The sequence below is a fragment of the Kitasatospora sp. NPDC127116 genome (genome assembly GCF_042677365.1).
Lineage (GTDB): Bacteria > Actinomycetota > Actinomycetes > Streptomycetales > Streptomycetaceae > Kitasatospora > Kitasatospora lactacystinica.
Genome location: NZ_JBHXTL010000005.1, coordinates 45,897 through 64,060, shown reverse-complemented (window position 1 = coordinate 64,060; position 18,164 = coordinate 45,897). Strand labels below are relative to the sequence as shown.

The 18,164-nt window shown below is 72.4% G+C and carries 13 protein-coding genes and 3 pseudogenes; 7 read left to right on the top strand and 9 right to left on the bottom strand.

All coding sequences use genetic code 11. From position 1 onward, the window contains the following. The first annotated feature begins 438 nt into the window (after positions 1–438). Positions 439–2,583: an NPCBM/NEW2 domain-containing protein gene (locus ACFVHV_RS03450; RefSeq protein WP_380348534.1), complete on the top strand. Its 2,145-nt coding sequence runs from the start codon at positions 439–441 to the stop codon at positions 2,581–2,583. 416 nt (positions 2,584–2,999) lie between these two features. Here ACFVHV_RS03450 and ACFVHV_RS03445 read toward each other — a convergent pair whose 3' ends face one another. The 3 genes from ACFVHV_RS03445 to ACFVHV_RS03435 all read right to left on the bottom strand — a co-directional run bounded on the left by ACFVHV_RS03445 (position 3,000) and on the right by ACFVHV_RS03435 (position 6,796). Then, on the bottom strand, positions 3,000–4,064 hold the full coding sequence (locus tag ACFVHV_RS03445) for a hypothetical protein (RefSeq protein ID WP_380348533.1): 1,065 nt from the start codon (positions 4,062–4,064) through the stop codon (positions 3,000–3,002). 577 nt (positions 4,065–4,641) lie between these two features. Then, on the bottom strand, positions 4,642–6,093 hold the full coding sequence (locus ACFVHV_RS03440; protein WP_380348531.1) for a serpin family protein: 1,452 nt from the start codon (positions 6,091–6,093) through the stop codon (positions 4,642–4,644). 49 nt (positions 6,094–6,142) lie between these two features. Further along, complete coding sequence (locus ACFVHV_RS03435) at positions 6,143–6,796, bottom strand: TetR/AcrR family transcriptional regulator (protein WP_359896817.1); 654 nt, start codon at positions 6,794–6,796, stop codon at positions 6,143–6,145. 107 nt (positions 6,797–6,903) lie between these two features. Here ACFVHV_RS03435 and ACFVHV_RS03430 point away from each other — a divergent pair, with 107 nt between their 5' ends. From ACFVHV_RS03430 to ACFVHV_RS03420, 3 genes are all read left to right on the top strand, one after another. Continuing rightward, the gene (locus ACFVHV_RS03430; RefSeq protein ID WP_380348529.1) at positions 6,904–7,941 is read left to right on the top strand and encodes a medium chain dehydrogenase/reductase family protein; all 1,038 of its coding nucleotides are present in this window, start codon (positions 6,904–6,906) and stop codon (positions 7,939–7,941) included. A 170-nt stretch (positions 7,942–8,111) separates the two neighbouring features. Continuing rightward, complete coding sequence (locus ACFVHV_RS03425; RefSeq protein ID WP_380348527.1) at positions 8,112–8,522, top strand: VOC family protein; 411 nt, start codon at positions 8,112–8,114, stop codon at positions 8,520–8,522. Between the two features lie 579 nt (positions 8,523–9,101). After that, positions 9,102–12,548 (top strand): protein kinase, encoded by a 3,447-nt coding sequence (locus ACFVHV_RS03420; protein ID WP_380348525.1) that lies wholly within the window; start codon positions 9,102–9,104, stop codon positions 12,546–12,548. A gap of 5 nt (positions 12,549–12,553) precedes the next feature. On the opposite strand, the gene ACFVHV_RS03415 is transcribed toward ACFVHV_RS03420, so the two are convergent. Next, complete coding sequence (locus ACFVHV_RS03415; protein ID WP_380348523.1) at positions 12,554–14,059, bottom strand: hypothetical protein; 1,506 nt, start codon at positions 14,057–14,059, stop codon at positions 12,554–12,556. Then, a complete protein-coding gene (locus ACFVHV_RS03410) occupies positions 14,047–15,252 on the bottom strand; it encodes a DUF6236 family protein (RefSeq protein WP_380348521.1) in 1,206 nt (401 codons plus the stop codon). Before ACFVHV_RS03410 ends, ACFVHV_RS03415 begins: the two co-directional genes overlap by 13 nt. Before the next feature lie 624 nt (positions 15,253–15,876). Here ACFVHV_RS03410 and ACFVHV_RS03405 point away from each other — a divergent pair. The 3 genes and pseudogenes from ACFVHV_RS03405 to ACFVHV_RS03395 form a co-directional block, all read left to right on the top strand. Further along, positions 15,877–16,122, top strand: coding sequence for a hypothetical protein (locus ACFVHV_RS03405; RefSeq protein WP_380348519.1), 246 nt, complete (start codon positions 15,877–15,879; stop codon positions 16,120–16,122). After that, positions 16,119–16,286, top strand: a complete 168-nt coding sequence (locus ACFVHV_RS03400) for a hypothetical protein (protein WP_380348518.1) — start codon at positions 16,119–16,121, stop codon at positions 16,284–16,286. The genes ACFVHV_RS03405 and ACFVHV_RS03400 overlap by 4 nt, the downstream gene beginning before the upstream one ends. A gap of 61 nt (positions 16,287–16,347) precedes the next feature. Continuing rightward, positions 16,348–16,644: pseudogene (locus ACFVHV_RS03395) on the top strand (transcriptional regulator); the annotation flags it as partial. Positions 16,645–16,881: 237 nt separating this feature from the next. On the opposite strand, the gene ACFVHV_RS03390 reads toward ACFVHV_RS03395, so the two are convergent. The 4 genes and pseudogenes from ACFVHV_RS03390 to ACFVHV_RS03375 all read right to left on the bottom strand — a co-directional run bounded on the left by ACFVHV_RS03390 (position 16,882) and on the right by ACFVHV_RS03375 (position 18,084). After that, the gene (locus ACFVHV_RS03390; RefSeq protein ID WP_359896806.1) at positions 16,882–17,094 is read right to left on the bottom strand and encodes a hypothetical protein; all 213 of its coding nucleotides are present in this window, start codon (positions 17,092–17,094) and stop codon (positions 16,882–16,884) included. Beyond that, a pseudogene (locus tag ACFVHV_RS03385) lies at positions 17,076–17,477 on the bottom strand (RNA polymerase sigma factor); the annotation flags it as partial. The gene ACFVHV_RS03390 and the pseudogene ACFVHV_RS03385, both read right to left, overlap by 19 nt. Before the next feature lie 111 nt (positions 17,478–17,588). Further along, a pseudogene (locus tag ACFVHV_RS03380) lies at positions 17,589–17,861 on the bottom strand (WhiB family transcriptional regulator); the annotation flags it as partial. After that, entirely contained in the window at positions 17,845–18,084 is a 240-nt protein-coding gene (locus ACFVHV_RS03375) for a hypothetical protein (RefSeq protein ID WP_359896805.1), read from the bottom strand. The gene ACFVHV_RS03375 and the pseudogene ACFVHV_RS03380, both read right to left, overlap by 17 nt. Positions 18,085–18,164: the final 80 nt, after the last annotated feature.

Below are 18,164 nucleotides of genomic sequence, written 5' to 3'. Positions count from 1 at the left end.
CACCGCCTGGGGGGGGGGGTCGGGCCCGCCCCTGTTTCCCCGGCCCCCACCCCCCCGCGCCCGGGGCGCGGGGCCCTCCCCCGTGGCCCGGGGGGCCGCCGCGCCCCCCGCGCCCCGCCCCCCGCGGCGACCGCGTCGCGTTGCGGGGCCAACCGTACAGTCAGCGTTCAATTGTGATTGAACATGGGGCTTTTGAAGCAGCCATGAGCAGATCCTTGCCTCCGGGGTCTTGACGCCCGCCCGGACGGCAGGCTTTCCTGTGACCCGAACGTTCGATTGCGGTGGCTTCTGTTTGTATGTGTTGAAACTCGCCCCCCTGGGCGGGAAGCACCTCCGACCCGCCGTCAGAAGCCGGTCGACCGGCGGCACTTCACTCCGCCCCACTCTCGGGCCCCGGCGACCTCGAAATCTCCCGTCCCGTCACAGTGGAGCTCCCCCATGCCCCTTGCCGCACCACAAAGGCTTCGACGATCCCTGACCGCGGCGACGACCGCGCTCACCCTCCTCGCCGGCGGAGGCGCGCTCGCCGCCATGGCCGCCGTCGGCCTCGACGTCGCCACCGCACCCCCGGCGGCCGCGGTGGAGAACACCCTGGCCCGCACCCCGCAGATGGGCTTCAACAACTGGAACTCCACCCACTGCCGGGCCGAGTTCGACGAGTCGATGGTCAAGGGCATCGCCGACCTCTTCGTCTCCCAGGGCCTCAAGGAGGCCGGCTACACCTACGTCAACCTGGACGACTGCTGGGCACTGCCGGTCCGTGACGCCGCCGGCAACCTGGTGCCCGATCCGGTGCGCTTCCCGAACGGCATCAAGGCGGTCGCCGACTACGTCCACTCCAAGGGCCTGAAGTTCGGCCTGTACTCCAGCGCCGGCACCTCGACCTGCGACGTGCCGGGCTTCCCCGGCGGTCTCGGCCACGAGCAGCAGGACGCGAACCAGTGGGCCTCCTGGGGCGTCGACTACCTCAAGTACGACAACTGCAACAACCTGGGCCTGGACGCCAAGCAGCGCTACACGGCGATGGGTGAGGCCCTGAAGGCCACCGGCCGCCCGATCCTGTACAGCATCTGCGAGTGGGGCAGCAACCAGCCCTGGACCTGGGCCGAACCGCTCGGCAACTCCTGGCGCACCACCGGCGACATCTCCGACTCCTGGTCCAGCATGATCGCCATCGCGCACGCCAACCAGGCGCTCGCGCCGTACGCCGGGCCCGGGCACTGGAACGACCCGGACATGCTGGAGGTCGGCAACGGCGGCATGACCGACACCGAGTACCGCACCCACTTCAGCCTCTGGGCCGAGATGTCCGCGCCGCTGCTGATCGGCAGCGACCTGCGCACCGCGAGCCCGGCCACCCTAGCGATCCTGAAGAACACCGACGTCATCGCCGTCGACCAGGACCCGCTCGGTGCCCAGGGAACCGTCATCGCCGACTCCGACGGCCTGGTCGTCATGAGCAAGCCGCTGGCCGACGGAAGCCGCGCGATCACGCTGACCAACGAGACCACCACCCCGCGGACCGTCAGCACCACCGCGGCGGCCGCCGGCATCGGCGGCGCGCACTCGTACACCGTCAAGGACCTCTGGTCGAAGGAGACCACCACCTCCCATGGTGCGATCAGCGCCTCGGTGCCCTCCCACGGCACCGTGATGTACCGGGTCACCCCGAAGACCCCGACCCCGCTGCCCACCGGCCTCCTCCGGCTCGGCGACCTGGCCTGGACCTCGGCCAGCAACGGCTGGGGCCCGGTCGAGCGCGACCACAGCAACGGCGAGGCCGCCGCCGGCGACGGGCACCCCCTCACCATCGGCGGCACCACCTACGCCAAGGGCCTCGGCGTGCACGCCGCCTCCGACATTCGGTACCACCTCGGCGGCACCTGCCGGAACCTCACCGTGGACGTCGGAGTCGACGACGAGTCCGGCACCAACGGCTCGGCGGTCTTCCGGATCTACCGCGACCGGACCCTGGTCGCCGACAGCGGCGTCCGCCGCGGCACCGACGGGCCGCTGCGCCTGAGCGCGGACCTGACCGGCGGCGGCGACCTGCGCCTGCTGGTCACCGACGCCGGCGACGGCGACACCTTCGACCACGCCGACTGGGCGGACCCCCGCATCGCCTGCGGCACGGGCCCGAGCACCGGCGCCCACGCCCTCAGCGACCTGGCCTGGTCCAGCGCCGGCAACGGCTGGGGCCCGGTCGAGCGCGACCAGAGCAACGGCGAGACGGCCGCCGGCGACGGACACCCCCTCACCATCGGCACCACCACCTACGCCAAGGGCCTCGGCGTGCACGCCCCCTCCGCCGTCAGCTACTACCTCGGCGGCACCTGCACCAACCTGAGCACCGACGTGGGTGTCGACGCCGAGTCGGGAATCCGCGGCTCCGTGGTGTTCCAGATCCTCGCGGACGGCGTCAAGGTCGCCGACAGCGGGACGCTGACCGGCACGAAGGCAGCCGTGCACCTCAGCGTCCCGCTCACCGGCGCCAACGAACTCACCCTCCAGGTCACCGACGCCGGCGACGGCAACACCTCCGACCACGCCGACTGGGCGGCTCCCGTGCTCACCTGCACCTGAGCCGACCCGCCACCAGGCGCATGACGGGCCGTCGCCGTTCCCCGGGGAGCGGCGACGGCCCGTCACGCTTCTTCCATGCGTCGACCGAAGGCAAAAGTTGAGAGTTCAACCATAATCGGAGGCGGCCGTACGAGGAGGAACCATGGAGCGGTCCGTCACCGACAACACCGAGAAGTCCCGGTTCGAGATCCAGGACGACGGCGAACTCGCCGGCTTCGCCGAGTACCACCGCTCCGGCAACGAGAAGCCACGGCGACACTCGCCGTTCGCACGGCGCCGCAGCACGGTGTGCGGCATGTCGTCGGTGATGAGCGGCGGTCGGTTGCCGTGCTTGCCCTTGCGAGAGGCGGTGTCGAGCCCTTCCAGTGTGGACTCGCGGATGTTCTCCCGCCCGGCACCCTATGGGAAATGGCAGCTCAGCCAGCGCGCGCAGTCCACTTCGGCGGCGTCCACAACCGGGCATTGGCGCTGCCGACCTGGATCAGCGTTCCGGTATGCCGATCCTGACGCGCCGGGCGGAACCCGTCGATCGCGAACACCTGCTGTCCGCTGGTGATGTCGACGCCCTGCAGACCGGCCTCGTCGGCGATCAGCAGATGCTCTCCGTCGGTGAAAAAGCCGAAATCGCCGACCGGCCAGGGGAACGTCGCGACCGCCTTGATCCATCGGACGCCCGGCGAGCGCAGTTCGATCGAGGTGGGGTCGAGGACGTGGACGGTACCGCTGCCGGCATCGTCCCGGTCGTACACCGCGATCCGCCTGTCGTCGATCCACACCACCGGCCAGTTCCACTCCGAGACCTCGGGATACACCGCATGGCTGGGCCCGTCCTCGGACTCATACGGGTTGTCGTGCAGCCAGGCGGTCAGGCTCCACACCGCCGGCATCCCCCACGGCTGCCACACCCAACCGCCGTCGTAGACACGAGTCCCGTCAGGACTCAGCGACAGCGCGCCGTGGAAGTAATCGAGGTCGTGCTCCGCATCTTCCTCATCTCCATCCGGGCTGTCCCGCGCCGTGAGCACCTCGCCGGACGCGAGATCGGTGACATCCAACCGGTTCCAGTCGGTGCGGTGGACGACGACCGGCCGGCCACCGTGTTCGGCGAACGCCAACGCGAACGGGACGGTTTCACAGCAGTACTCCCCGCCGTCCAACTTCAACGCCGGCGAACCGGTGGTGAGATCGACGACGGTGCCGTACCGACCGCGGTCTTGAACCACCGCCGCCCAACGGCCGCATCGAGACACATGAAGCCGCAGTCGAACGCCGCCACCGTATTCGGACGCCAGCCTCTCCTCCCGGTACCGGGCCACGTCCTGCACCTCGCCGGTCGTCGGCGTCCACCGCGCCAGCCGTCCGTCCTCGGACAGCACCAGCCACGCCGGCCCCGCGTCACCGAGGGCCGCTGGCAGCGCTGCCACATCCACGACCGGCCGCAGCGCGTCGGGAACTGCCACGTCCACCGTGATCGTCGCCATACTGACCCCCTCGGTGCGCCCGTGTGACCCCCCGCGGCAACGTGAACAGCAGGTGATGCGGCACCGTATCGGCAGAGTCGGTGAGCGCCGCGACGGCGGTCACGGCGCTGAGGTGGGCACGGATCTGGTCTATGTCGGGCTCATTCTCGCGCAGCTCCGCCTCGGTGTCGTCCAGCGAGAAGCCTCCTCCGGTCGTCATGACCGGACCGGACGGTCGCCACGCACCACCCGAGGCCCCGTCTGTCGCCGCAGACCCCTCGCCCCGCCCGGCGGTGCCGCACGACGCGGCACCGCCGGCGTTGCGTCCGCTCCTCGTGGGACCGGTCGTCCGAGGTGGAGGCATCGGATCCACGCGGCTGTTCGGGCAGGCGCAAGGCCGGAGGCGCCGGCCGCGCCGCTCGCGGAACGGCGCAGTGGTGGCCACCTGCCGGGCGGGCACCACGACCCCGAGGAGCGGTCGGCGAGCAAGCTCCTTCGCCGCCACGACACCGCCGCAGTCGCGCCGCTTCGGGCGGGCGTCCTTCACACCGCACCCGACCGTCCGACGCTGCCCCGTGCCGTCCGTTGCTTCACGGGCTCACCATTCCCGGGACGATTCCTCGAAGGCGTCGGGTTCGGTGATCCAGCCGGCGTTGAGGACGAGCCGTGAGGTGCGGTGGACGGCGAGGAAGCCGAACGGCCGGTCGAATCGAGCGCTGATTATGCGGGCGCGATAGCGGTACCGCGGCGGTAGCCCCGCGCCCGCCACGCTCAGGGCAGTGACGCTCGCGGAACGGAAGCCGCGGGCGCCGAACGTGGCAGTCACCGTCTGTGCGGCGGCCTCGACCGCCAACGGCTCGGCGCTGATGCCGGGGAAGTGACCTCGGGTTCCGTCCGTCGCCGTTCGGAGGCCGAACAGCTCAGGGGCCTCGAGCAGATCGTGGCGGGCGGTGACGGTGAAGGGCACGGTTTCCACCACCAGCTTCGATTCGCCGTCGAGGCTGGGAACACGCTCGACCGTCAGCCCGGGGCCCGGAGCGCCGTCGGGGAGTTGACCGCCCGGGAGTACTGTCCTCCGGTTGTCGAGGGTCCGCACCGCTGCCGCCAGCACATGCCCTGGCAGGGCGTCCTCCGTCCCCAGGAACAGGTGGACATCGACTCCCTGGGCGCCGAGAACGTGGAGCACGGTGACGGGACCTGTCGGGGTCCGGGTGACTCCCACGCGGTCGAGGAGTGCGGTGACCCGGAACAGGCCGGCCAAGTCCCTGCCCCGCCAGGGGCCGGCCGCCGCCTCCAGGCCGCCGGGTTCGAACGGCCGGATCCAGTCGGTGCGGACCGTGAGGGCGCTGGCGAGCACCAGTTGGGTGTCCTTTCCGACGGTCACCCGCATCGACGGGATCTGTCCGCCGGTGCACGTCGCCGCCCAGGCGTCGAGTCGAGCCTGATCCGAGGCCGCGTCGCCGGTGAGCTGTCCGTGGACGCGCTCGGGGAGCGCGGCAAGCCAGCTCCGCTCGATCGGCAGAGCTTCGTGGGTCCACAGGCCGAGCGCCCCTTGCACGCCGGGCATCGCATCGATCGCGGCCAGCAGCCCCCGCGCCTCGCCCGCAGCCCGGTCTGCCGGGATGCCGATGGCATCGGCAAGTTCCGTACGGACGGCGGCGGTTGCGCCGTCTGCCAGCAGAGCCAGCAGCGGCCACACCCCGGCGGTGGTGAAGGCCGTGCCGCCTTCCGGCAGAGCGGCGGCCCAGCGCGCGGTCAACGCGTTGACGGCCCGGACGGTGGAACTACGAATCATGCCCACCCCTTCGAGGAACACCTGACCCCGGGAGCGTAGGGCCGACCCGTCCGGGGCGGCCAGCGATATACGTGGGCGCTCGTGGTGACGAACCGCGAGCTCGGCTCGGACGGGCTCGTCGACGGCACGGGCATCGAGTGCACGGGGAGCCGGCAGGACCCGGCCCCCCGGCCGGTGGCGCAGCCCGTAGAACTCGATCACCCACCCGCCGGCGAGCGGCTTGAAGCGCCGGCGCGGCGAGTCCTCCCGCGTCAACGGCTCCGTGCCGCGCCCGTCGACTCGCCTCGACCCGCCGCATGATCAATTATTTGGACGGGCCTTGGCTCTTGAGGTGCGCCAGCGTGGAGATCAGCCGGTCGGCGATTCCCTCGGGCCAGGGGAAGGCGATGGTCACCGCCCGCTGGTGGGCCAGCCCGTGCAGGCCCAGCCACAGGGCGACGGCGTCCGCCCAGGGGTCGTCGGTGGCGGCCAGGCCGGCGGCGGCGCACTCGGCCAGGACATCGGCGAGCAGGTGCAGGGGCGCCATGCCGAGGGCGGCCATGTCCTCCTGCGTCACGGCGGTGTCCTGGAGCACGGGCACCCAGACGCCGCCGAGCATGGTGCGGTAGCGCTCCGGGTGGTCCTCGGAGAAGCCCAGGTAGGCGTGGCAGAAGGCGAGCAGACGTGCCCGGGGGTCCTCGCCGGCCGCGTCCACGGCGGCGCGGAGCTGTGCTTCCAGCTGGTCGAAGGCCTGCTGCACCACGGCCAGCATGATGGCCGGCTGGTCGGGGAAGTGGCGGTAGATCGAGGGGGCGGCGATCCCGACCCGGCGGGCGACGGAGCGCAGGGTGACGGCGCTCTCGCTACCGGTCTCGTCGAGCAGCTCGACCGCGGCGGCCACGATGTCCTCGCGGAGGCGGGCACCCTCCCCCCGGCGGTTGCGGGGGCGGGCGGACAGTGTGCTCGATTCGTTTCCCATGCCGTGAGCTTACAGGTGAAAACTTACAGCCGACAGCCCTTGTGTGCCGTGAGCTTACGCGCGTAACGTTACGGCCGTAAGCAATGCTGAGCCGAACGGAGCACGCCATGAACGACGCCGTCATCACCCGCGCCATCGAGGTCGTCCTGCCGGGCGAGGTCGAGCCGGACGGCCTCCGGCTGCGCACCCGCGACCTCCCGCCGCCGACCGACGGCCGGGTCCTGCTGCGGATGGACGCCACCGGCGTCTCCTTCGCCGAGCAGCAGATGCGCCGCGGCAAGTACTACGACCAGCCGCCCTTCCCCTTCGTGCCCGGCTACGACGTGGTCGGCACGGTGGTCGCGACCGGCCCCGGCGTCGACCCGGCGATGACCGGGCGCCGCTTCGCCGCCGTCACCAAGACCGGCGCCTGGGCCAGCCACCTGCTGATCGACGCCGCGGACGCCGTCCCCGTGCCGGACGGCGTGACGGCCGCCGACGCCGAGACCGTGGTCGTCAACGGCGTGACGGCCTGGCAGATGCTGCACCGGACGGCGAAGGTGGCCCGGGGCGCGACGATCGTCGTGCTCGGCGCCAACGGCGGCGTCGGCTCGACCCTCGTCCAACTGGCCCGGCACGCCGGGATCACGGTGATCGGCACGGCCTCCGCGCGCCACCACGACACCGTCCGCGCCCTCGGTGCGACCCCGGTCGACTACCGCGACCCGGACGCGTACCGGCGCATCCGGGAACTCGCACCCGACGGCGTCGACGCGGTGTTCGACCACGTCGGCGGCGCCGGACTGGCACGGTCCTGGCAACTGCTGCGCCGCGGAGGGGTCCTGGTGTCCTACGGCACCGCCGCCACCAAGGACGAGGCCGGCGACTCGCGGCTCCCGGTGCTGAACCTGTTCGCCCGGCTGGCGTTGTGGAACCTGCTCCCCAACGGGCGCTCCGCGCACTTCTACAACCTGTGGGCGGGCAGGCGCCGCCCCGCGACCTTCCGGGCCCGGCTGCGCGAGGACCTCGCCCAGGTGCTGGCCCTGCTCGCCGACGGCACGCTCACCGCCCAGGTCGCCGCGGAGTTCCCCCTCGACGAGGCCGCGGCCGCGCTTGCCCTGGCCGAGTCGCGCACCGTCGCGGGCAAGGTCGTCATCGTCCGCTGAGCGGCTCCGCCGACGTCCGCTGCTGATCCGCACCTGCGGTACAAACCTGGCCGCCCCCGGTGAACGGGGTCTGGGGGCGAAGCCCCCAGGAACTCTCTGTTCCCGCACCTCGGCGGAGCTGCTCAGGGCCTGTCGCGAAGTGGGGTGTGAGCTTGTGGCAAGATCACGGGATGCTGCGACTCACCGATTTCATTATCGACTGCCCGGACACGATGAAGCTGGCGGCTTTCTACTCCGAGGTGACGGGCCGTCCGATCAAGGAAGGCAGCTCCGAGGACTGGGCCGGCATCCAGTTCGGCGAGATCGAGCTGGCATTCATCCGGGTGGACGACTACCGCGCTCCGCAGTGGCCCGACAGCGAGCACCCCAAGCAGTTCCACCTCGACTTCGAGGTGGACGAGATCGAGTCCGAGCAGCGCCGCGTCCTCGACCTCGGCGCGACGCTGAGGCAGGACTTCATCGGCCCCGACGGCTACGGCTGGCAGGTCTACACCGACCCGATCGGCCACCCCTTCTGCCTGTGCCGCAACAAGGGCGTCATCTGGACCGACCAGGGCCCGATCTGGCCCAAGCACGACTGACGCGGCTTTGGTGAAGTCGGCCGCTGATCCTTTGATGCCTGTCCGTTGACGGTTCAGGGCTCGGTCGACCGCGGTGCCGACCGCTTCACGGAGACCATCGACCGCGCGCACCGCACCTTCGTCGAGGCGGTCGCCGCGGGCGACCCGGACGCCGCCGTCGCGGCGGCCCGGAGCAGCCTGGAGCGCACCCTCGACCGGCTGCGCGCCGCGGGAACCGGACCGCGCCGAGCCGGGGGCCACGTCCGCGCCGCTCCGGCCGGGGCCGTTCGCGAGCGAGTTCCTCGCCCGCGGAGATGCTGTTTCCGTCCGCGAGCACGTGGAGCGGCTCGGTGCCGCCGAAGCACAGCCGCCCCACCTGCCGGTCGGGCGTCCCGGCGATCACGGAGTGATCGGTCACTCGGCCCGGCGGCACTCCCCGCCCGCTGGCCGGCCGGGGCGGCCGGGGCGGCCGGGGCGATCACACCTGTCATCGGGCGTCACTTCCCGCTCGGATATCCGCGGTTGGCCGTACAGACCCGGATGGCCCGGTTTCTAATGAGCGGGAAGTCGCAGCCGGTCCGGCGAAAGGGCGTGTCGTACGTGGGCGACAGGGCAATCGAGCAGGTTCTCGACGACCGCTACGAGGTCAAGGGGGTCGCGGGCGAGGGCGGGATGGGGCGGGTGCTGCGCGTTCTGCACCGGCAGTGGGGAATCGACCTGGCGGTCAAGACGCCGAAGCCGGAGGTGTTCGCGACCGATGAGCAGCGCGAGCGGTTCGTCACCGAGGCCGAGGCGTGGGTCGCGCTCGGGCTGCACCCGAACATCTGCGGGTGCCACTACGTGCGCGTGGTCGACGGCGTCCCTTGCGTCTTCGCCGAGTACGTCGGCGACGGCAGTCTGCACGACTGGATCGCCGACCGCCGCCTGTACGAGGGCGGCCCGGAGGCGGCCGTGGCACGCATTCTGGACCTGGCGATCCAGATGGCCTGGGGCGTGGGCCATGCGCACGCCGAGGGCCTGGTGCACCGGGACGTCAAGCCCGCCAACGTACTGCTCGACGTGCAGGGCGGCGACATCGTCGCCAAGGTCACCGACTTCGGCCTGGCCCGCATCCGGCCGATCGTCGCCGAGGACGGCGGGGACCTTCCGCACGGTGTCAGCGTTCCGGTCTCGGCGGGCGGGCGGACACCGGCGTACGCCTCGCCGGAACAGCTTTCGAACCGGCCGGTCGGGAGGCGGACGGACGTCTTCAGCCTCGGTGTCACGGTTCTCGAGATGTTCACCGGTGGGCCGCGCTGGGGCCGGGGGCCGTTCGCGAACGACACGATCAGGGAGCGCCACGGGATCGAGTCGTACGGGCCTGGCCTGCCTCCGCTGCCGTCGGACCTGGCCGACCTGCTGGAGCGCTGCCTCGACCCGGCCCCCGAGAGGCGGCCGGGGTCGATGGCGGTGGTCGCCGGGGAACTGGCGGCGATCCACCTGCGGATCACCGGGGAGCGGTACCGGCGCCTGGAGCCGAAGGCCGCCGACCTGCGCGCCGACGAGCTCAACAACCGGGCGCTCTCCCTGCTCGACCTCGACCGCGAGGAGGAGGCCGCCGCCTCGTTCACCGCGGCGCTGACGGCCGACCCGCAGCACGCCGAGGCGACCCTGAACTCGGGACTGTGGCGCTGGCGCCGTGGCGTGATCACCGACGAGGAACTGGTCGCCGACCTCGACGCCGTCCGTACCGACGCCGACGACGCCGGTCCCGCGCGGCACGCGCTCGGGCTCGTCCACCTCGAACGGGGCGACCTCGCCACGGCCCGGCCGCTCCTCGAACGCATCGACCGCGAGCAGCCCGGGGTGCGGGACGTGGGCGAGGCGCTGGACACGCTCGGCTCCGGAACCGTGCCGGACGCGGACTGCATCGGGATCAAGGAGATCCGCTGGAACCCGACCGCCGACGGGAAGCCCGCCCGGCTGCTCCACATCGACGTGTCCGCGGACGGGAGGACCGCCGTGACCGGTGGTCACGACGAACACGTCCGTGTGTGGGACGTGCGCACGGGCCGGTGCCTTCGCACGCTTCGCGGCCACGGGGCCAAGGTCCGGTCGGTCCGGCTCACTCCCGACGGCCGGTACTGCGCCTCGGTCGAGTACGACGCGGTCATGCGCATCTGGGACCTGTCCGACGGCAGGTGCCTGCGGGCCATCAGGGCGGCGAGGGCCTTCAGATGGGCGGCGGTCAGTGCGCGGGAGGGCATCGCCGTCGCCACGGAACCCGTCTGGAAGGGCGATGTGTACGGCGTCGACGTCGTCGTGTGGGACCTGCGCCGGCGCCGGGTCCGCTGGCGGCTGCACGGCCCGCTGGCGCAGTTCCCGGAAGCCGAGCTCAGCCCTGACGGACGCTGGGTCCTGGTGGCCGGATACGAGGACTGCATCGCCCGCCTCTGGGACCTGCGCACCGGGGAATGCGCGCGGGTGCTGGCCGGGAAGGGGGTGAACCAGCCCGCTCTGTGCTTCGACACCGGCAACGGCGTCGCGGCGGTCGCCGACAACCAGGATGCCGTCGGCATCTGGGACCTGCGGACCGGGCGTCGGGTCCGGACCCTGCGGGGCCCCGTCACGTCGCTCGCGCTCAGCGCCGACGCCGCGAAGCTCCTGGTCGGTGCCCGCGACGGTGCGGTCCGCCTGTGGGACCTGGGGACCGGCAGGTGCCTGCGGACGTTCCGGGGCCACCGAGGCGAGGCGGGCCATGTCCGCTGGGGCGCCGGCGACCGGTTCGCGCTGTCCGCGTCGCTCGACAACACCGTGCGGCTGTGGCGGATGCCCGGCTCTCCCGCCGCGCCGTTCCAGGTGAGCCGGCCCCGCAGGCACGGCGTGCTGAACCTGTTGGAGGAGAAGGTGAAGGCACTGGTCGGGACCGCGGCGGCCCGGGAGGCGGCGGGCGACCGCGCCGCCGCGCTCGACACGCTCCGGGAGGCCCGCGCCGTCCCCGGGTACGAGCGCGCTCCCGACGTGATGGCCGCCTGGCGCTCCCTCAGCCGGTCACTGGTCCACACCGGCGTCCGTGCGGTCTGGCCCGCCCGCAGTTTCGCGGCGCACCGGTCGGGCGTCGGTTCGCTCGACATCAGCGCGGGCGGGGACGTCATGGCCACCAGCGACGGCGCCGAGATCCGGCTCTGGGACCCGGGCACCGGCGCGCTCCTGCGGACCATCACCGTCCACGAGGAACGCGAGCACAGCTTCTTCGTCGGCATCGACGCGGTGCAGCTCAGCGCCGACGGCGGCACCGTCATGGCCTGGGGCCGCAGCGGATCGGCCAAGGCCTGGTCGACCGGCAGCGGCGCGCAACGGTACTCGATGTCCGACGACCGGCTCATCGGCACGGATGCCATGCCCGAGTCGCTCAGGTGGATGATTCCCGTGGCCATGAGTCCCGACGCGGCCCGGTTCACCGCCGACGGGCGCCGCGCGCTCATCGGCGGCGACGGAAACGACCGGCGGTTCCGGCTCTGGGACCTGGAGACCGGCACCCTCCTGCGCGAGCTCGAGGGCCACACGGGAATGCCCAGGGCCGTGTGGATCGGCCCGGGCGACCGGACCGCCGCCACGGGCGCGAGCGACGGGACGGTCCGCCTGTGGGACCTCGGGACCGGCCGCTGCCGTGCCGTGCTGCGCGGTCACACGCATTGGGTCATGGCCGTGACGATGAGCGCCGACGGAAGCCTGGTGGCCTCCGCCGGCGGCTACGACGACCTGTCGGTCCGCGTGTGGGACACCGCCACCGGCGCCTGCACCGCGGTGCTCGAAGGGCAGCGCGGCAACGCGCGGAAGATGCGCTTCACCCCCGACGGTCGCTTTCTGGTCTCGACCCATGACGGCGAAGAGATGCGGCTGTGGGACCTGGCGACCGGCACCTGCTCGCGGACGGTGGAGGCCCAGCCCGGGCAACTGGGCCGGCTCGCTCTGACGGCCGACGGCGCGTACGCGGTCTCGGGAGGAAGCGACGGGCGGGTACGCCTGTGGACGCTCGACTGGGAGCTGGCGGAACCGCGGGCCTGACCCGCTCACAGCCCCCAGCGCTCGCGGTACCGGCGCGCGAACTCCACCGCGTATTGGTGCGGGTACGAGCGCTGGGTGTCCGTGACCTCCAGGACCGCGTCGTCGGCGACGAAGAAGAGCCCGCGTCCGAACCTGACCTCGCCGACGGCGACCGGCGCGTAGACCTGCCATCCGCAGTCCACCCGGTCGGCCACGAGGTCCGCGACCCGGTAGTCGGGGCCGTCCAGTCCGTGGGCGAGCATGTGGCGGCCCACGATCGCGATCGCGTGGTGGCGGGGCAGCTGCGGCAGGTCGGTGCGACGCACGACGCCCGCCATCACCAGCTGGTGGTAGGCGCCGTCGAGGTCGACGCCCTCGCCGTCCCCGAAGACCTCGGCCAGCATGCCGCGCTCGGCGAACTCCCCTTCGGCGGCTGTGACCAGGCGCAGCACGGCCGACTCGGTGTCCCGCGCGACGCGCCGGGCCAGCTTCGACACGATGCCGGCGACCGTTCCGCCGGTCCAGACCCCGGGAACCGCCGTCGCGAGTTCCTCCATCACCGGCGATTCGCCCCGCAGCCAGCGCCCGCTCTCCCACCAGTAGCAGAAGGACAGCAGACCGGACTCGGCCCGTTCGTCGAGCAGTGGATCGGCCACCCATTCCGGCGCCCCCGCGAACAGCTCGGGGTGCGGCGCGTCGCCGCGATAGGCATCGGCCAGGCCGGGCGCGTCCCAGACGCCGCCGGACAGGACGGCGCGGCCGCCCGCGAGCATCCACAGTGTCGAGCCGCCGCGTGTCGAGCTCTCGAACCACGCGTGGGAAGGCCGCATCCGCGGCCCCCATTCGGAACCGGCCGCGACGAACGCCGCCGACAGGACGGCCCAGCGCGCCCAGGTCTCGGTGAGGCCGGGCATCTCGTCCGGCGGGACACCCCGTGCGGACCGCGCGCCGTGCGAGTCGGCCGGCAGGGCGGCCTTCCGCGGGCTGCGCAGCTGTCTGCCGCCGTGGCCGACGAACGCGGACAACCAGGTGGGGAGCTTCTCCGCGGACCAGTCGAAGGCTTCGAGGTCGACCCGGTAGTCCTCGGGGGCGAACAGGTGATCGTCGGGGAACGGCTCGTCGCCGTAGTCGAAGTCCACCTCGACGCCGCCGTCGACGTGCAGGTCGAGCGTCATCCGCCACCAGGGCCCGCGCGGCAGCCGGGCGGTGGTCCGGCGCAGCTCGCGGGCCAGCCGGAGCGTGTCGGGGCCCGGCGCGGCGTCGGTGGAGGCCAGGTCGGTCGCATGGAGGACATGCGAGGCCTCGCGGCGCAGCGTCAGGGCGAACACCGCGGTGATCCGCCGGCAGCCGGCCGGAGCCTCGGCCAGGAGGGACTCGGCGAGACGCCGGGTCTGCCGGTCCGCGAGGGCGAGGACCGCCGGATCCGCGGCGGGCTCGGGGACGAGCACATGGCGGGAGTCGGTGCCGGGCCCCGGGAACGCTTCGTGAAAGGCCTCCGAGAAGGAGCCGCCGTCGCCCGTCACAGCGGCCATGCCCTTCGCAGCCTACTGATCAGTGTGTCGGGGCCGAGGGCCCGCTTGAGCTGGAACAGGTAGCCGACGGGCGACTCCTGCACGATCTCGCGGCGTTTGCGGCGCCACTGGAGGGGCGCGCCGACGATGCAGCCGGCGACGACGGCGGGGACGGTCAGCGCCGGGGTGACGCCGACCGCTTCCGCCGCGGCCGCGGCCAGCGGCGGGAGGGCGACCGACTTGACATTGGCCAGGGCCCGGGCGGTTTCGAGGCCGGCGCTGCGCATGCGGTCGTCCAGGTCGTCGAGCCGCGCGCGGACCTCGCGGTCGACCTCGGTGTGCAGGTACTCCTGGTAGAGCCCCGCGTCCCGCACGTCCTCGACGGCGCCGAGCAGCCCGACCTGCTCGGCCGTGAACTCCCGGAACCCGTCCAGTTCTGCCCCGAATTCGGCACGGATCTCAAGGATCTTCTCGATCGGGACGGCCCGCAGATCCGCGGGGACCACCGTCGCGAACGCCAGGAACACGAACGCCTCCTCGGATGCCGGCCGCGCCGCGGAGCTGTCGGCCGGGAGGTCGCCGAGGAGCACTGCTGCCAGCCGCTCGAAGGTCCAGCCGGACATGGCGGCGTGCGGCAGCGTCCGGTCGGTGATCGGGTGCAGGCGGTTCTCGGCGGCGATCTGCTCGGCCAGCGCGAGCATGTGGACGGTGGCCAGCTCGGGGTGCATCGCCACCCAGATCCCGCCGCGGCCCGGGCGGGCGAGCGCGAGCCCCTGGTCGACGGCCGAGTCGAGGAGGTGCCCGCTGATTCGGCTGGCGTGGACGTAGCCGAAACGCGGGTTGAGCCAGGTCGGGTCACCCTCGTCGACCTCCTCCCGGCCCGCCGAGAACCCGCCCGCGTTGCCGAATCCGGCCTCGGCGACCGGTAGGCCCCAGGTCTCGATCCGGTCGAGGCCGAAGCGCTCCCGGAGGGCGGCACCGTGTTCGTGGAGCAGTTCCAGGAACGGCTCGGCGACTTCGCGGGCGGCCCAGGCGGGCGGTTCGACGTCGAGCAGCCAGCGCGCGGCGTGGAGTTCCCTGGCGGCGGGCGAGTCCTGGAGCGGGTAGCCCGGCGGGCGGATCCGGGCCATCTTGGGCCAGTACAGGGCTGCGTACTTGAGCCAGTCGTCGTCGCGGACGTGGATGTGCGGGTAGTAGAGGGCGAACCGGTCCATCAGGCATTCCCTCCGCGCCGCGCGTCGGTGAGGATCGCAGCCGCCCGGACGCGGACTCGCGGTTCGCCGTCGAGGCGGCCCTCGCCGGTCATCGGGGTTCCCAGGTCGAGTGGCCCTTCGCCCGCGGACCGGTTCCGCGGTACCACGGTCCTCCGCAGTGACTCCGGTGTCGGTTCCGGCATGAGCGGGTGGAGTCCGAGCGCGTAGGGGACCCGTCCCGTGATGATGGCAGCTGTCACACCCCGAGTGTGTCCCAACTCCCTTGGTTTCGGGGCGATACCGTTGCATCGCCGGGCCGTTCCCCGCGGATCGCCCGGCGGCCCGGACGCGGATGCCCGACCGGCCTCGGGACACGGACGGCCGTCGTGACCTGCCCGTACCCGGGGACGTCACCGCCGGCCTCGACGGATTCCTCGACGCGTTCCGGTACTGCGTCCGCGCCGCGGTCGGATGCGGGCGGGTGGTGCGCCGGACGAACGCCGAAGGGCCCGCCCTGATCCGTCCGACGTACCGCCAGTTCGTGCCGCACGGCGCTGCCTTCGGGCGGGCTGCGCCGAGCGGCTCGACCGGCGCGGCCCGGACGCCCTCCGGACCGGACGGGTCCGCCACCCCGGGAAAAGCAGCATGACCACCACCGGCACCGCCCTCCGGCGCGCCTCGGCCGAGGGGCGCGTCCTCGCCACCGGCCTCACCACCTGCCTGGCCACCGCCCCCGCCGCGGCGGCTGCCACAGCCTCCGTCGACGCGGCCCCCGCCGCCGGACCCGGCCGCTACCACCGGCAGCGCCTGGAGTGGCGCGGCTGCGCCCGGGCGGGAACGACCGGACGGGCCGCGCCCTTGACGCCGTGGGCGCGCGCTGCGCGGACGTGACCGTACCGCTCGACCACCGCGACCCCGGAGGCAGGACCATCACCATCGCCATTTCCCGCCTGAAGGCCACCGACACCCGCCGCCGGATCGGCTCCCTCCTGGTCAACCCCGGAGGCCCGGGCGGCCCCGGCCTCGGCATCGGGCTCACCGTGCGCCCCGCGTGAAGGAGACCGGCGCCCAGCGGCCTGCGCTCAGCCGGTCAGCAGTATTACCTCGGTGCCTTCCGCCGGCCAGGTCGAGCGCGCCACCAGCGCGCTCGCCTCCTCCGTCGACCACGCCGTCCCCCGCGACCAGGCCGTCCGCTCCGGCCGCCTCGCCACCGCCCGCCTCGCCGGCAAGGACCTCGACGGCGCCCTTGACGCCGCCAACCGCGGCCTCGGGCTCCTCGAAACCAAGGTCCACTCTGTCCGCGCCGTCAACCGCCTCACCAAGTTCGACGGCTACCTCAAGCCCTACGCGGCCGAGCCCGCCGTCGCCGAGTTCCGCGAGCGCCTGCGCGCGCTTCCTGCGATGGCCGCCTGAACACCAGGCGTACCGGCCATAATTCGCTCACCTTTGCCGAGCGCTGGATGGGGTCGGCTAGATCCCCTTGCTGTCCGCCTGGCCTTGAACAGGACCCACCGGCCTGCCGCCGACCCCTGCTGCCTGGTGCGGCACGCTGCGCTAAGGCCCGGCCGCGTCCGGGCCTTAGCCGTTCATCACCGCCACCACAGCTCTCACCTGGGGCGAGCGTCGGCGCCCGCCACAGGTACTCCGTCATCAGCTGGCAGCCGCGAGCAGTCGGCTGGCGCCAGGTCCACTGGGGGCCGGGTCCATGGCAGCCACCGTGCGGACCGTCTGCGCCAGTTGGTGCTCGACGTCCAGCTGGGCGGCCGCAGCAGCCTTGAGCTGTTCGAAGCCGACCCTCAGGAAGGTGTCCATCTGCTCGGTCAGGGTGTACTCGGGGCCGTCGGTCAGGACGGGTTCGGACATGGCAGGATTCCTCTCTCGACGATCAGGCGGGCCAGAGTGCTTCGGGCTCGTTTGAGGTTCTGGCGCACACTCGCCGCCGACACCTCCAGGATGCCGGCGATCTCGGTCGGTGAACGGCCGTCGTAGACCAGGGCCATCGTAGTGCGCTGCTGCGGGGGCAGCTCAGCCAGTAGTTCGATCACCTGGCGGGCCTGTAGGCCAAGTTCCAGGTCCCCGGTGACCGTGGTGTCCGGCGGCGCCGGGGACGCTTCGAGGATGTGGATACGGTCCTTGCGGATCAGCCGCACCCACATGCGGTAAGCAACGCTCCGCAGCCACGCGATCCGAGAGGTGACTGCAGACCACTTCCGCAGGATCTCCACGAAGGCCATCTGGGCAGCGTCTTGAGCCTCCACCAGCCGCGCTCCCGCTGCCACCAGGAAGCCGACGAGATTGCCGAACTCCGCCCGGAAGAGAACTTCGAACTCGCGCTCGACATTGTCCGCCAGGCTGAGTTCGTACTCCCGGCGCGCGAGTTCGAAGGTGCGGCGCCACGACACAACGGTGGGTCGACGCCGCAGCAGGGCGCGGCGCTCCCGCTCGGTCATCCCACCCCAGATCCCGAACTCCACCCGATTGTCCAGCGCGTCCGCCAGGCACTCGGTGCGGACCGGGCACCCGCTGCACACCCCTTTCGAGCGGTTCTGCGCCGCGCCCTGGACGAACAGTTCGCCAGGGTCAGTGGTCCGGCAGGCGGCCTGTGCCGACCAGTCATCGACCCAGCCCATGCGGCGTCACGTCCTCTCCTGCGCTGCCGACCTCGATCACGATTCCCACGCCGTCCCGCTCGACGAATCGGCTGCCAGCGGGCAGCTCCCGGGCCACGGCGACGCGTGACGTGGACCGCACCCGCTCCAGCCTCACGGCGGCGCGCGTACGTACCCACAGCGCCACGATCGCACCCGCTTGTGCGATCACCCCCATCACAACGCCTACCTCAAGTTCCGTCACTTTAGGGCCCTTCCCGCCTCGACGTCCCGCATCTGTCCGAGGGAGTGCCTCCATCACCACCGGGGCGTGACGTCCGCCGG

Excerpts from the sequence above, each read along its gene's own strand:
- ACFVHV_RS03450 (WP_380348534.1), top strand. The coding sequence starts at position 439 with ATGCCCCTTGCCGCACCACAAAGGCTTCGACGATCCCTGACCGCGGCG.
- ACFVHV_RS03435 (WP_359896817.1), bottom strand. The coding sequence starts at position 6,796 with ATGGGAAACGAATCGAGCACACTGTCCGCCCGCCCCCGCAACCGCCGG.
- ACFVHV_RS03445 (WP_380348533.1), bottom strand. The coding sequence starts at position 4,064 with ATGGCGACGATCACGGTGGACGTGGCAGTTCCCGACGCGCTGCGGCCG.
- ACFVHV_RS03415 (WP_380348523.1), bottom strand. The coding sequence starts at position 14,059 with ATGGCCGCTGTGACGGGCGACGGCGGCTCCTTCTCGGAGGCCTTTCAC.
- ACFVHV_RS03410 (WP_380348521.1), bottom strand. The coding sequence starts at position 15,252 with ATGGACCGGTTCGCCCTCTACTACCCGCACATCCACGTCCGCGACGAC.
- ACFVHV_RS03430 (WP_380348529.1), top strand. The coding sequence starts at position 6,904 with ATGAACGACGCCGTCATCACCCGCGCCATCGAGGTCGTCCTGCCGGGC.
- ACFVHV_RS03390 (WP_359896806.1), bottom strand. The coding sequence starts at position 17,094 with ATGTCCGAACCCGTCCTGACCGACGGCCCCGAGTACACCCTGACCGAG.
- ACFVHV_RS03425 (WP_380348527.1), top strand. The coding sequence starts at position 8,112 with ATGCTGCGACTCACCGATTTCATTATCGACTGCCCGGACACGATGAAG.
- ACFVHV_RS03405 (WP_380348519.1), top strand. The coding sequence starts at position 15,877 with ATGACCACCACCGGCACCGCCCTCCGGCGCGCCTCGGCCGAGGGGCGC.